The organism is Bacillus sp. 2175, from assembly GCF_057812155.1.
In genome coordinates this window covers 2,727,366-2,740,271 of record NZ_CM173819.1, presented here as the reverse complement: position 1 = coordinate 2,740,271, position 12,906 = coordinate 2,727,366, and the positions used below count along the sequence as shown (strand labels likewise).

At 33.2% G+C, this 12,906-nt stretch carries 17 protein-coding genes; 4 read left to right on the top strand and 13 right to left on the bottom strand.

The annotated features are described in order from the left end of the window. Positions 1–75 precede the first annotated feature (75 nt). The gene (locus ACXKY9_RS14370; protein WP_001093143.1) at positions 76–480 is read left to right on the top strand and encodes a hypothetical protein; all 405 of its coding nucleotides are present in this window, start codon (positions 76–78) and stop codon (positions 478–480) included. Between the two features lie 44 nt (positions 481–524). On the opposite strand, the gene ACXKY9_RS14365 is transcribed toward ACXKY9_RS14370, so the two are convergent. The 6 genes from ACXKY9_RS14365 to sleB all read right to left on the bottom strand — a co-directional run bounded on the left by ACXKY9_RS14365 (position 525) and on the right by sleB (position 5,207). Beyond that, positions 525–1,061 (bottom strand): DUF1697 domain-containing protein, encoded by a 537-nt coding sequence (locus ACXKY9_RS14365; protein WP_000177395.1) that lies wholly within the window; start codon positions 1,059–1,061, stop codon positions 525–527. A gap of 400 nt (positions 1,062–1,461) precedes the next feature. After that, positions 1,462–1,974 carry a GNAT family N-acetyltransferase gene (locus ACXKY9_RS14360; RefSeq protein WP_003284448.1) on the bottom strand — a complete coding sequence of 171 codons (513 nt, stop codon included), beginning with the start codon at positions 1,972–1,974 and terminating at the stop codon, positions 1,462–1,464. An 11-nt stretch (positions 1,975–1,985) separates the two neighbouring features. Next, entirely contained in the window at positions 1,986–2,342 is a 357-nt protein-coding gene (locus ACXKY9_RS14355; protein ID WP_000976435.1) for a hypothetical protein, read from the bottom strand. A 106-nt stretch (positions 2,343–2,448) separates the two neighbouring features. Beyond that, the gene (locus tag ACXKY9_RS14350; RefSeq protein WP_000854054.1) at positions 2,449–3,045 is read right to left on the bottom strand and encodes a YhcN/YlaJ family sporulation lipoprotein; all 597 of its coding nucleotides are present in this window, start codon (positions 3,043–3,045) and stop codon (positions 2,449–2,451) included. A 26-nt stretch (positions 3,046–3,071) separates the two neighbouring features. After that, positions 3,072–4,412 (bottom strand): germination protein YpeB, encoded by a 1,341-nt coding sequence (ypeB, locus tag ACXKY9_RS14345; RefSeq protein ID WP_000943727.1) that lies wholly within the window; start codon positions 4,410–4,412, stop codon positions 3,072–3,074. 15 nt (positions 4,413–4,427) lie between these two features. After that, positions 4,428–5,207, bottom strand: a complete 780-nt coding sequence (sleB, locus tag ACXKY9_RS14340; RefSeq protein WP_001249052.1) for a spore cortex-lytic enzyme — start codon at positions 5,205–5,207, stop codon at positions 4,428–4,430. A gap of 144 nt (positions 5,208–5,351) precedes the next feature. On the opposite strand from sleB, the gene ACXKY9_RS14335 reads away from it, so the two are divergent. Continuing rightward, positions 5,352–5,684, top strand: coding sequence for a DUF3889 domain-containing protein (locus ACXKY9_RS14335; RefSeq protein ID WP_000758951.1), 333 nt, complete (start codon positions 5,352–5,354; stop codon positions 5,682–5,684). A gap of 146 nt (positions 5,685–5,830) precedes the next feature. Here ACXKY9_RS14335 and ACXKY9_RS14330 read toward each other — a convergent pair whose 3' ends face one another. The 5 genes from ACXKY9_RS14330 to kynU form a co-directional block, all read right to left on the bottom strand. After that, positions 5,831–6,454 carry a Pr6Pr family membrane protein gene (locus tag ACXKY9_RS14330; RefSeq protein ID WP_000679907.1) on the bottom strand — a complete coding sequence of 208 codons (624 nt, stop codon included), beginning with the start codon at positions 6,452–6,454 and terminating at the stop codon, positions 5,831–5,833. A gap of 16 nt (positions 6,455–6,470) precedes the next feature. Further along, complete coding sequence (locus ACXKY9_RS14325) at positions 6,471–7,388, bottom strand: serine hydrolase domain-containing protein (RefSeq protein WP_000346265.1); 918 nt, start codon at positions 7,386–7,388, stop codon at positions 6,471–6,473. Positions 7,389–7,507: 119 nt separating this feature from the next. After that, positions 7,508–8,347, bottom strand: coding sequence for a tryptophan 2,3-dioxygenase (gene kynA, locus ACXKY9_RS14320; protein ID WP_000661957.1), 840 nt, complete (start codon positions 8,345–8,347; stop codon positions 7,508–7,510). A gap of 32 nt (positions 8,348–8,379) precedes the next feature. Beyond that, the gene (kynB, locus tag ACXKY9_RS14315; protein WP_000858061.1) at positions 8,380–9,009 is read right to left on the bottom strand and encodes an arylformamidase; all 630 of its coding nucleotides are present in this window, start codon (positions 9,007–9,009) and stop codon (positions 8,380–8,382) included. Positions 9,010–9,011: 2 nt separating this feature from the next. Next, positions 9,012–10,298, bottom strand: coding sequence for a kynureninase (kynU, locus tag ACXKY9_RS14310; RefSeq protein ID WP_000276291.1), 1,287 nt, complete (start codon positions 10,296–10,298; stop codon positions 9,012–9,014). Positions 10,299–10,457: 159 nt separating this feature from the next. Between kynU and ACXKY9_RS14305 the strand changes: the two genes are divergently transcribed. Further along, the gene (locus tag ACXKY9_RS14305) at positions 10,458–11,069 is read left to right on the top strand and encodes a TetR/AcrR family transcriptional regulator (protein WP_000798554.1); all 612 of its coding nucleotides are present in this window, start codon (positions 10,458–10,460) and stop codon (positions 11,067–11,069) included. Positions 11,070–11,104: 35 nt separating this feature from the next. Here the strand turns inward: ACXKY9_RS14305 and ACXKY9_RS14300 are convergent, their stop codons facing one another. Then, positions 11,105–11,542 (bottom strand): NUDIX hydrolase, encoded by a 438-nt coding sequence (locus ACXKY9_RS14300; protein WP_000062928.1) that lies wholly within the window; start codon positions 11,540–11,542, stop codon positions 11,105–11,107. A 96-nt stretch (positions 11,543–11,638) separates the two neighbouring features. Here ACXKY9_RS14300 and ACXKY9_RS14295 point away from each other — a divergent pair, with 96 nt between their 5' ends. Next, positions 11,639–12,064, top strand: a complete 426-nt coding sequence (locus tag ACXKY9_RS14295) for a hypothetical protein (RefSeq protein ID WP_000195532.1) — start codon at positions 11,639–11,641, stop codon at positions 12,062–12,064. 248 nt (positions 12,065–12,312) lie between these two features. Here ACXKY9_RS14295 and ACXKY9_RS14290 read toward each other — a convergent pair whose 3' ends face one another. Further along, complete coding sequence (locus tag ACXKY9_RS14290) at positions 12,313–12,723, bottom strand: hypothetical protein (protein WP_000501981.1); 411 nt, start codon at positions 12,721–12,723, stop codon at positions 12,313–12,315. Positions 12,724–12,906: the final 183 nt, after the last annotated feature.

Genomic DNA, 12,906 nt, shown 5'->3' with positions numbered 1-12,906 from the left:
ATTTGACATGATACTTTTCCAATTTTATACTTATATTTGTAAAGAGTTTTTTACAATCGAGGGGGCAATTATTTATTGAATACTAAAAAAACTATTTTTATAATCATTGTTTTAGCATTAATTGCAATACTAGTACATGGCACATATAAATACATAACTGAAGGTTCTATTTTGGGCGGTACAATTTTTGCTATTTCGTTAATACTTAGTAATTTAATTAATTACATTACTTGGGGAGATCCCCACGGTGTATCAGAAGAAAGTCAAGATGAAATGGGACAACAAATTACATATAAAAGCTTTAAAATTGCATATTTTGTGCTTGTAATTGTAATGTTCCTTATATTAATCTTCTCTGAAGGATTTTCTATGGGGGCTAATTTAGATGGAGTAAAAAACCTCCCTCTGTTCATCGCAATTTGCTCTTCCTTCTTTATTTATCCTATTGTCGAACTCGTAGTTGCAAAACAATATAAATAAAAAGATGAGGTTTTCTACATGTAGAAAACCTCATCTTTTTATATTTACATACCCTCTACAATTGCTTTTAATTTGTTCACAGTCCGCCAATTCCTAACTGTAGCTGGTGTATGTAACTTCTGAAACTGGTTCATTAATTTAGAATTTCGAATGCTATTTTTGAAAAACAAATAAACGACTTTCTCATCTATATAGCAATCTTCAAGTTCACTTTTAAATATAAGCAATTGACTACTCTCTTCTTCAGAAAGTACATTCGCTAAAAAAGCAACATGAACACTTTCTCCTTCTAACAATGAATGAACTTCATACGGACATTGCTTAATAATATTTATAAATTCATCATGTGTTCTTAGCATGACTGGAACATCGAAATCAAATTCATTTTTTATTTCCGTTTGTATTCGGTCTTTTAGAAAGTTTATATCTTCCTCAGATTCGAACACGATATTACCACTTTGTATATACGTTTTCACTTGTTTTAACCCTATTGATTCAAACACTCGTTTTAACTCAGCCATTTTGATTACTTTATGTCCACCGACATTGATTCCTCTTAGTAATGCAATATAAAGTGTCATACTATTCCCCCCACAATAAAATGAACTTATCAATTGAATCGATTTCCCCACTCATATTTCTCGGATATTTGTTTTAATTCTTCTAACATATCATGAATAGATAATACCTCAAATAAAATAATATACTCACTTGAAAAATGGTGATGATAATGATTTGGTTTATAATCTTTTAAATCATTTTTATAACTCCAAGTTGAGATATTAAAAAATTCACAAACTAACACTGTAAGAAAAACTGCAATCCCAGTTTTAATCACTCTTCCCCCAACGATATTCCATTTTCTATCTTGATTTATTTTTTATATCCTTCATTTCTATTTCATTTTATATACATATATTGTATATTATTAAAATAAAAAAACCTACTACATGAATATTCAAGAGTAAGTTTTCTATCTCATTATTTCATTATAGACAAATGCATTATTATTTGTTGGCCTATTGGTCCCATTCTTCTAAAACCTTTATCTTGGAAGCCGACTTTTGCATATAAATTTTGTGCAGGAATATTTCTTTCATTCACAGCAAGTACAACTTCATTTTTTATTGGAAAATAACGTTGTACAAACTCTTCTAATAATAACAATGACTTTTTAGCGAATCCTTTTCTTTGTCTATTGTGATTAATAGAAAATGATGTTAAAAGTAAAGCATCCTCATTATCTGTGAACTCCTTTACTCTATCTCCCGTTTCCAATGCGAAAAGACCCACCGGTACCCCATTGTAATCTAAAATAACAATCACATTTTTTGTACGATCACTTTTTGCTTTCTCCAGTAATGCGCTTGGATCTGATGTAAACTGAACTTGTTCACTTGGTAAAGTAAATGTTTGTATAACTTCTTTATATTTCTCCTTATACGGAACTAATTGAATTTCCCCTGTGTGTATGTTCATGCTAAACTCTCCCATTTTTTAGCTTATTAACTTATACCTTGCTGTGCTTTTGAATGCACTCTTCCATCTAAAAAGGTAATTTCAACAAATGAATTTGGATTGTTTCCTTTCCAAGCAAAAATTTGTTTAATTTGTGTAGAATGTTCTACCCCTTCTTCTATAAGTAAATCTCCTTCAAAACCAATTAAATCTTTCACTTCTGTATAAGTCATCCCTTCATTTATACTCGAAAAATGATTTATATTGATAGACTCTTTCTGTTGCCTTTCCATCACAGTAGAAGAAGTTGCTGTTTGATTTTTCACTTCTTTTCTCTGTTCACACGCTGTCATACTGAAACCTAAGCATAAACCAAACAATATACATGCGCTTTTTTTCATCATAACAGTTGTCCCTCCCATCATAATTAAACCATATTTTTCCTTAAAAATAAACTGAATATTTAATATTATATTTAAAAACCTCGTACAATTAAGTACGAGGCTAATTTCATTTATTCAAATGATTATTTGATTGATCATTCTGTTCTTTTCTTAACTCTTGTTCTTCATCTTTTGGTAATTGTTTATCATTATCCTTAATTGGATTCGTTTCTCTATTTTCTATCATATCATTTGGAACTTGTGGCATTACTCGGCCCACAATAGCGGCTAATTCATCTAGTATACCTTCACCTGTTTTTCCTTTTTTAATTTGCTTTCCAATTTGTTTGAGCCGTTCATACGTATCAACATCTGCTACAACGACTGCATTAGCACCGTCAGGGTCATTTTTTAAACTTTCTGCAACAGAGTATTTAATTGATTCAACTCGAGTTCGATCAAGTTTTGCTTTTACATCAATACCTACAATAGCATATTTTCCAACAACGACCGCGGTTGCATCATTCACACCTGGCACACTTGCCGCTAAAGATGCTAAATGATCTGCTGCTTTTTCATTTGGCTTATTTGATTTATTCGTATAATTAACATTTTTCATTGAAACATTTTTTTGTTCCGGTTTTTCGTTTGGATTGTCTTTTTTTCCAATACTGCATCCAGTTATAACGAAGCAAAGCATCAATATATATATTAGAGTTTTCATTATTTTCACCACTTCACTATTAAGGTTTAATCATAAATTTTTTCAACAGCTTGCATTTTCTTTACCTTTTCCTCGGCCCCGCTATTAGCATTAATGAATATTTGGTACGTATCTTTTCCTAAAGTGCCTACAAATTCATAGCAAAGCACTTCATTATGCAAATCATTGACTACTAAAGCTTTACGTTCTTCCATGACTTTTACATCCGGATTGATTTTCTTTCTTGCTTCTGCTGCAGTTAGCTTTGCCGATGGAACTGTTCGCTTTTGATGTGACGCTAAATATTCTTTTGCGGAGAACCCAACGATAGAACCATCATCTAAAGCAATTTTCATTTGGATTGCTTCTGGATAAATTCGTACTCCATTTTCATTTACTACATACGTAAATACACCAACATTATCATATTGAGAGCTATCATAAAGCTCCATATTATTAAACTTATGGTCCTTTAAAAATTTCAAACCTTTACTACCTGCATCGTTTAAACTAACTTTCTGTTCTTTAATTTCGCGGTTATTCATAACCCAAATTGGATATCCGCCTTTTCCGGTAATATCCATATAGAACTCATTATTCGTTGCTTCATCTTTAATTTTCACACTATAGAAGGATTCTTTCGCACCTTTTCCGCTTTTCTCTACATCTACTTTTTCATTTCCTTTTAAATTCAGAAACGATTTTGCGATTTTCGCCGCTTCATCTTTAGAAATTGCCTTTCCTTCCGCTTCAAATCCGCCTTTTTTATTTTTTTGCGCACTTGTAAAGGTCGGTCCGAAGTTTGTAGAAGAATATGATGTTACGTTTTTCTCTACAGTTTTCAATCCATCAATAATTGTGTTATCTGCTGGATCGCGATTTGATGCAAGTGCCATTTCTACATCCATCCAGCGTAAATTATTTTTCAAAACAAGATGTTGTACTTTTCTTAGTTCATCTTGTATATTTCCTGCATTTGAATATAAAGTTTGTAGCGTTTTATATTCTTGCTCATTTAACGGCTCTTTTTCTAAATCACGAATGGCTGCACGGTAACTGAAATCACCGATATTCGCTAAAAATTCTTCCGTTTTATTAAATGGCATTAATGTTAAAGGAAGTTGCCCTACATCCGAGCGAGCTTCAGATGTTAAACGCCATACATCCGCTAATGCAGGTGATAAAGATGATCGTGAATTCATCGCAAGTGTTGTGCCAATTTTATCGTGTAATAAATCGACTTCGTATGCTAAATCATGGAATGCACGTTGATAGCTATTTTCCGCTCGAATTAAAACTGCATTTTTCTCTTGGTGCTCTTTATAGCCCCAATAGCCTGTTCCTACTACACCGACTGTTAATAATACAATGATAATACCTCGTAACATTGTCCCACCTCCGCTCTATTTACAGAAAATATGTTTACCGATTTTTTTAATTTGTGGACGAGTCCAAATCCATTTACTAGTCGCAGTATCTGGATTGAAATAATATAAAGCATTTCCTGTTGGATCCCATCCGTTAATCGCATCTAAAACTGCTTTTTTTGCTGTTTCATTTGGCGTTAAATATATTTGTCCATCGGCTACCGCTGTAAATGCTCTAGGTTCAAAGATTACACCTGAAACAGTATTTGGGAATGACGCACTTGTAACACGATTCAAAATAACGGCAGCTACTGCAACTTGTCCTAAATACGGTTCACCACGCGATTCTCCGTATACTGCGTTTGCCATAAGCTGAATATCATTTTGAGAATAACCGTTCGGAACATTTGTCCCTTTATTTTGAAGTGGTTTATTCTCTTGTGCAGTGCCACCGCTATTTCCTTTATTCGTTGTCGTCCCTTTATTAGCAGTTGACTTGTCATACTTCGTTGCCTTCACGAGCATTTGCTTCGTTTTAGCTCCAGCTAAACCATCAACGGGTAATCCGAATTTCTCTTGAAAATTCCGAAGTGCCCAATATGTACCCCATCCGAAAACACCATCCACTTTTCCCGTATAAAACCCGTTATATTTCAAACGAGATTGCAGTTCAATGACATCTTCGCCAGATGCTCCTCTTTGAATAACTTGATTAGAAAAAGCCTCTACATTCTTTAATTGTATACTACTGACCATTAAAGACAGTCCTATGAACGCAAGTAAAACTGCTATTTTAAAAATAGCTTTTTGGCGCATAATTTTCCCTCCTTAATTACGGAAATGATTTCTTGGTTATGTTTTGTAAAAGCCTCGCTTTTATGTAAAGAAGACAAAAAAATCCAAACTAATATCGTTGAAAAAATATGTAAACAATATAAAAAAGGATAAAAGGAGTTCATCATGAAAAAATGGTTAAAACGTGTCGCACTTGTCATTCTGTTCCTAACAACATGTTCAAATATATATACAGGCTCATCAATTGTTCATGCGCAGCCGCCGTATGCCAAATGGGGTAAACTTGCCGTAGAAAAGACGAAAGAACAATACCCAAAAGCAGAAATTATTGACTATCTTCATATAGGTAGAAAACCAAAAACAGTTCAAATAACTGTTGAAAAATTTAAATTGTGGTTACGTGAGAACGGAAAAGAATACGGTGTTTTTGTTGATGTAGAATTTGAAACGAAGACGGAGAAATTTATAAAGTTGTCGTTTCAGAAGACGAGTAGATAAAGTGAAACCTTAATCAGCGGGGGTTTTGTTCATCTCCCACTAATCATCAGCCCTCACCAATCGGACTTTTACGGGCAGCCCGACAAATAGCTGGATAAAGTGAAACCCCCACTGTTAAAAACAGACACAGTGGGGTTCTTGCATTTCTAAAATTCTTTTCTAAAGTTTCGATTCCCTAAAAATCTTACCAATATACAAATAGCACCAATTACAACTGCTATCCCTATACTGTATAAAAGTACTTTACCATATCCACCTATTCTCGGATCTAAAAACGGATATGGATACCAATTCACGATTGGACCACGTATTAAGCTATATACAACGTAAAAAAACGGGAATAAAAGCCAACTTGCAGCTTGTTTCCAAGTGATTTTCTTAATAGGTGGATTTAAAATCCAATCTAAAAGCATTATAATCGGCATGATATAATGTAGCACAGTATTTACCCATGGTATTGCCGTTTGAAGTGACTCTTCTAACCCTCTTAGTAACAAAAAATAAACGAGTCCTGTCGTAAGTATATATACCGTCGCCGCACCACGAAGTATACTAAACTGCTCTGAGCGACCAAATGTAGCTGTTCCGATACTACTTAAAAGGAGAATACATGCAACTAAAATGTTACTTTCGATAGTAAAGAAACTAAAAAAGTTAACTGGATTGAACGGTTTCACTTGTGCCCTGATTATGAATTGCGTAATAATGGCGCTACATACTAGAAGACTTAAACAGAATCTAAATAAAGATAAAATTTTTTCATGCTTCATACATTCCCTCCTTTTCTTATATATAATTAGAATTTCCCTGTACATGCTCAATAAATAGTTTTAATGGAACGAGCCCACGTTTTGGCATATGACTACTTATAATAGCTACTACTTCTAACTGAGGAATGATAACGATGTATTGTCCGCCGTATCCCATAGCGAAATATATACAATACGGTATGTGAAATCTTTCGGTATGTAATACCCACCAGTGATATCCATATGCGCCGACATGTTCATATGTTTCAAAATGCGCCCTACTTGACTCTTCTAACCATTTCGCTGATACAATTTCTTTTTCATTCCAATATCCATTTTGCAAACATAATTTTCCTAATTTTAATAAATCGGTAGATTTCATTTTCATACCGAAGCCGCCGACATATATACCCTGCGGATCTTGTTGCCACTCGTATTCGTTAATTTCTAATGGATTAAATAAATATTTCTTTGCAAACCGCTCTGTCGACATTCCAGTAGCTTCTTGAATAATATAGCTCAGTAAATGAGAAGAACCTGAATTATAATTCATTTTTGTAGCAGGTTCTTCAATTATTGGCTTTTCTAATATGTACTGTACCCAGTTCTCTGATTCTACAAAGTCATTTGGGAATACTACTCCATTCCCAAACTCTTTCCAGTCCTCACCAGTAGTCATTGTTAATAAGTGATATAGTGTTAAATTATGTTTTCCCCTAGGTACATTTTCAATCCACTCTGTGATCGGTGTATGTATATCATTTATATAGCCCTTATCAACTGCAATACCAATTAATAAAGATACGATACTTTTTGTAATCGAATTTATTTTATATAAGTTATTTGCACATTCGGGTGTTTTATAATACTCAGTTGTTAATTGTCCTTTTTGATAAACAAGAAATGTATTCACTTTTTTCTTTTCGAATTTATTTTCTAGTTGCTTGAAATCCAAAAACTTTACCTCCATTTAAATAGTTAATCCATTTATTATATCTTGTTCCTTCATTTTAAACATAATTGTGCTCAAATAAAAATAAACCTGTCAGCCATAATGAACTGACAGGTTTATTTTTATAATTTCGTACGAACATTCCAAAGCTCTGGGAAGAATTGTTGATCAAGTACTCGCTTTAAATAAGAAACACCGGAGGATCCACCTGTACCCATTTTATGTCCAATAATTCTTTCTACTGTTTTCATATGACGGAAACGCCATTGTTGTAGCCAGTCTTCAATATCAATCAATTTTTCAGCAAGCTGATATAAATTCCAATATTTTTTCACATCCGCATACACTTCTAACCATGCTGCTTCTACTGTTGCATCTTCTTCATAAGGCTGCGTAATATCACGGTTTAACACATCTTTATGAATAGGGAATCCTTCTTTTACTAATGCTTGAATCGCGACATCATATAGACTTGGTGCATGTAGCGCTTTATGAAGTCGTGCATGTAATTCTGGATCCTTTTCATAAATTTTTAATGCATGTGGCGTTTTATAGCCAAGTGCATACTCAATCATACGATATTGATACGATTGAAAACCTGAAGCTTGACCGAGTGAATCACGAAACTCAATATATTCTGATGGTGTTAATGTCGCAAGAATATCCCAAGATTGAATAATTTGAGACTGAATTTTTGATACACGTGCTAACATTTTAAAAGCTGGTTGTAATTTATCTTGTTTAATAGATTCAATCGCCGCATTTAGCTCATGTAAAATGAGCTTCATCCAAAGCTCACTTGCTTGGTGAATAACGATAAATAACATTTCATCATGATGGTCTGATAATCTTTTTTGAGAAGATAGTAAACTATCTAATTGTAAATATTCCCCATACGTCATATTCTCTTTAAAATCCGTATGAATCCCTTTTTCCATAATTACTTTTTCATTTTCTTTCATATTAGCCAAACGCCCCTTTTATATGATTCTACTTATATTGGTCTAATAACGGCTCGAACCGGACTTCCATCCGCATCAGTTAATGCAAGTGGTAATGCAATCAATTCATAATCACCGTCTGCTACATGATCTAGTACGACATTTTCTAAAATATGAATTCCATGTTTAAATAATTGATGATGCGCTGCTAATTCTTTATCATCTAGCGGATCAACTGATGGTACATCTACTCCGATTAAACGAATACCTTTCTCCGAAAGAAAAGGTGCTATGTCTGCACGTAAATGAGGGATCACATCTGGAAATTCTTCAGCTTTTCCATGTGAAGATGTACGTAATAATAATCGTTCTACACCTTCTAAATGAAAGCTTTCTAATTCCTTTTTCCCGATGCTTTCAAGATTAGAAACGTCAATAATCCGTGCTGGGCCAACATAAACTTGAACATCTAAATCCAATACTTTCTTTCCATCATTATCAAAATGAAATGGTGCATCAATATGAGTGCCTGTATGAATACTCATCGTTAACTTTCCAACATTTACCGAGCCACTTTCTTCTTTTGACCATGAAACTTCATATGAGAACGGTGTGTCTCCTGGCCACGTTGCAATATCATTATTTAGCGGTTGTGAAATATCAATCCACTCTGATGTTTTCATGCTTATGCCACAACCTCTCGCTTATTTTCAAACTGTTTATACTCTTCTTCTTTCATAATTTTCTTTAATATTTGTACAGATTTCCACACTTCTTCATATGTGTTATATAAAGCGACCGGCGCCAGTCTTACTCCATTAGGTGCTCGGAAATCAGGGATAACTCCATTTGCTTTTAGCGCTTTACAAATACGTGCTGCTTCTGCATGTTCTAAATATATGTGCCCGCCACGTTTTTCATCCTCTAATGGATTTCCAATTGTAAATCCGAAATCTTTTAATTCGTGATCAATTAAATTCAGCATATATCTTGTAATATGTAAAGATTTTTCGCGTAAACGTTCAATACCAGCATCTTTAAACATTTCAAGAGAACCAATTAAAGGTGCTGTACTTAATACGTGCGGTGTACCAATTTGATAAGCACCTGCATGATCGGCAGCTGTTAATGTATGCTCCATATCAAACTGTTTATCTTTTCTAGAACTAAACCATCCAGACAATCCTGGCAGTCTATTAAAATGTTTACTATTTACATAAAGGCCTGCAACACTACCCGGTCCTGCATTTAAATATTTATAATTGCACCAAACAGCAAAATCGACATCCCAATCTTTGAAATGATGCGGAATAGATCCTATTGAATGGCATAAATCAAATCCAATGTGAATGCCGCGTTTATGAGCTTCCGTTGTTAAACGTTTCATATCAAGAATTTGACCACTTCTATATAAAACAGAAGGTAATAAAATTAAAGCGATATCATCTTCCAGCGCATGGATAATATCTTCTTCAGAAAGTGTTCTACCATCTCGGCTTTTCACTCTTACTAAATGCTCCTCTGGATCTAATCCTTTTAAACGAATTTGACTTTGAAGTGCATAAATATCTGATGGGAAAGTCAATTCATCCGCAAGTATTTTTGTACGTATTCCTTTCGGCTCATAAAACGTCGCAATAACTTGGTGTATATTCGCAGTTGTGGAACCGGTTACAATAGTTTCTTCCGGTAAAGCTCCAATAAGAGGGGCTGTAAGTTTACCTAATTTCTCTGAAAGGAAAAACCACGGATGCTCACCTTCTGTCCAGCCGTCAATACCATACTCTTTCCACGAATCTAGCAACGTAAGTAATGATTTCTCTGCTCTTTTTGAAAGTAGCCCTAATGAGTTTCCATCTAAATATATAGTACCTTCTTTTTTATAGAATTCAGTTTGAAAATCTTTCAGTTCATCATGTTTATCACATTCAAGCGCATACTCATAAGTTGGTTGAAATGGTTCTTTATACATGGTGTCACCTTCTCTTAATTTTCTTTTTATTCTAACTAATTGAAATATATCACCTTAATTGATACAACGTCAATGATATTATGTCAGTTGACTTTATATATGAACTTCTTTTACAATACAATTATATTTTCAGATATTTCAGTATAAAGAGGTGATTCTTTGAAAAACAGTACCCTTTCATCAAGAAAACACCGCTCCTTAGAAACGAAGAAGAAACTATTACACTCTGGTTACACTATTTTTATACGTAACGGATTTCAAAAAACGACAATTACACAAATTATTAAACATGCAGAAACCGGATATGGTACAGCATATGTATACTTCAAAAACAAAGATGATCTCCTAATTAGTTTAATGGAAGATGTTATGAATCGTTTTTATAATATCGCTGAACGCTCTTTTTCTCCACAAACAAAAGAGGAAGTACGTATAATGATCCAAAATCAAGTTAGAGCATTCCTGCAATTAGCAGATGAAGAACGCGCTATTTTGCGAGTTGTAGAGGAAGCGATAGGATTATCAAGAGAAATACGGCAAAAATGGGATGAGATTCGGGAACGTTTTATAACAAGCATTAAACAGGATATTACTTACTCTCAAGAAAGTGGATTAGCACAACCTAATTTAAATAAAGAGATTGTAGCACGCGGTTGGTTCGCGATGAATGAATCGTTTCTTTGGACTATTATGCAAAATGACAAAAAGATTAACTTAGAGGAAATTGTGTATACGTTAACGGAGATGTATACGACCGGGTTATATAAATAGCACACCTTCAATAAATAAGGTGTGCTATTTTACATCTATAAAAATATATTATCCGGGTATGGTAGTGCTAAAGGAGGCTTTTCAGAAAATGAGAAATATTGTAGTTTTAAAGATTCACCATCTATCGATTTCAGTTTTCCACTAGTAATTTCACACTCAAACACAACAACAATATATTCTACCTTATCGCCATTTGCATATGTATAACGAAACTCTTTCCCTCCAAATACCCCTTTTTGTTTTTTCACTTGTACTTTCAATCCTGTTTCTTCCCATACTTCCCGAATTACTGCTTCTTCTGGAGTTTCCCCAGGTTCAATTGCTCCAGCCGGCAAACTCCAATATTCTCCGCCAGGATATTGAAATAAGAGTTCTCCCTGCTCGTTTTTAATAACTGCAGCTACACTTGGCATGAATATTAGTTCATGTCCTAATTGCTCCCGGATTTTTTTATAATATAGCGACATCGACATATAATTCTCTCCCACTCCATTAATGAATAACTGTATTTTCTGACATATATTCTATAATAATACCAATAACAATTTCTATATAGAAAGGATAAGAAAATGACCCAAGTACAACTAGTAAATAGCTTCCTATCATTTTTAGGAACGACAAAACAGCCTACTAGCTTAAAGTTTTTAAATGAGCTTATTAAAGCTCATCAAGAAAAAGTAAAAGAACCAATACACTTATCAAATATGAAAGAACTTATTTCAAGGTCTAACGATTGGCATACATCTCCTGTATTAAAGAAAATTCAGATTTTCGGTTATATCGATGGTATTCCAACTTCTATTAATGATAATGTTTTAAAACGATATTTCCAAGGTAAGAAAAGAGAACAAATCATTACATCTTCTGAACTTAATTATTGGATAACAGAAAGATTTTGTGTTGATAAAGAAATATATGAAAGAGCTATTGAGATTTTCAATGAAAAATCTTCAAATAGAATATTACAAACAAGTTCTTTAATATCTTTAGGCTGAGGTAAATAGCTAGTTGAAGGAGCAATTTCAAAATTAAAGCTTATATATCCACATCCAGTTAGCCACATATAGTGACATTTCAACTCTTCATCGAACATATATTTCACAATATCTATAAATAATAAATCTCCTGCGTATTGCAACAGAAACTCCATATTCGAGCTACAAGTATAATAATTGTCATCGTCATCAAGATTTTTTATATTATATTCCGCCAAATCCCATAAAAATCTTCTTTTAATATATTTTTAATTTTTCCAACAATGCTTATCCCCCGAATTTTCCCAAGAATAACTCTCTAATCTACTTAAAATAATTTCAGTAAATTCTTCAGCAATGTCCTTAGAAATCTCACCACGATTTCCAATAATATCCCAAGCAATACTAATTGAAGTCCATCTCATCAATGAATTCTTTTCAAATTTTAAAAACTCTATTATTTCCTCCTCTTTCATTTCACTTAGAATTGCTTTTAATTCACTTTCTTCTAATTTACTTCTTTGATTATAATCAGTTTGATTTAGTATTTTTACATATTCCTTACTTTCTTGATAAAAAACAATCTTTACTTGTTCTGGTGATAAATCCGCTAATAGTTTTTCAATTTCTTCAGCGCCTATTTCTTTACCTTTATTTATACATTTGAAATAACATCCCATTTTAACTTTTCATTAATTTCACTCATAAGTTGGGGTATTACTACTTCACCATATTTTTTAAAACATTCATGAGTTCCTTCGTAATTTTAAAATAAAGTTTGATTAAAAATATCGTTTTAACCCGTATTCTATGGTAAATAAAAAGAATCCATTTTGAAAAAGATTGATCAAAATGGATTCTTA

What these genes read in the sequence shown, in the direction of transcription:
- ACXKY9_RS14365 (WP_000177395.1), bottom strand. Translation starts at nt 1,061, where the DNA reads ATGACACTTTATATTGCATTACTAAGAGGAATCAATGTCGGTGGACAT.
- ACXKY9_RS14295 (WP_000195532.1), top strand. Translation starts at nt 11,639, where the DNA reads ATGACCCAAGTACAACTAGTAAATAGCTTCCTATCATTTTTAGGAACG.
- ACXKY9_RS14355 (WP_000976435.1), bottom strand. Translation starts at nt 2,342, where the DNA reads ATGATGAAAAAAAGCGCATGTATATTGTTTGGTTTATGCTTAGGTTTC.
- ACXKY9_RS14300 (WP_000062928.1), bottom strand. Translation starts at nt 11,542, where the DNA reads ATGTCGATGTCGCTATATTATAAAAAAATCCGGGAGCAATTAGGACAT.
- kynU (WP_000276291.1), bottom strand. Translation starts at nt 10,298, where the DNA reads ATGTATAAAGAACCATTTCAACCAACTTATGAGTATGCGCTTGAATGT.
- sleB (WP_001249052.1), bottom strand. Translation starts at nt 5,207, where the DNA reads ATGCGCCAAAAAGCTATTTTTAAAATAGCAGTTTTACTTGCGTTCATA.
- ypeB (WP_000943727.1), bottom strand. Translation starts at nt 4,412, where the DNA reads ATGTTACGAGGTATTATCATTGTATTATTAACAGTCGGTGTAGTAGGA.
- ACXKY9_RS14290 (WP_000501981.1), bottom strand. Translation starts at nt 12,723, where the DNA reads ATGGGATGTTATTTCAAATGTATAAATAAAGGTAAAGAAATAGGCGCT.
- kynA (WP_000661957.1), bottom strand. Translation starts at nt 8,347, where the DNA reads ATGAAAGAAAATGAAAAAGTAATTATGGAAAAAGGGATTCATACGGAT.
- kynB (WP_000858061.1), bottom strand. Translation starts at nt 9,009, where the DNA reads ATGAAAACATCAGAGTGGATTGATATTTCACAACCGCTAAATAATGAT.
- ACXKY9_RS14350 (WP_000854054.1), bottom strand. Translation starts at nt 3,045, where the DNA reads ATGAAAACTCTAATATATATATTGATGCTTTGCTTCGTTATAACTGGA.
- ACXKY9_RS14330 (WP_000679907.1), bottom strand. Translation starts at nt 6,454, where the DNA reads ATGAAGCATGAAAAAATTTTATCTTTATTTAGATTCTGTTTAAGTCTT.
- ACXKY9_RS14360 (WP_003284448.1), bottom strand. Translation starts at nt 1,974, where the DNA reads ATGGGAGAGTTTAGCATGAACATACACACAGGGGAAATTCAATTAGTT.
- ACXKY9_RS14335 (WP_000758951.1), top strand. Translation starts at nt 5,352, where the DNA reads ATGAAAAAATGGTTAAAACGTGTCGCACTTGTCATTCTGTTCCTAACA.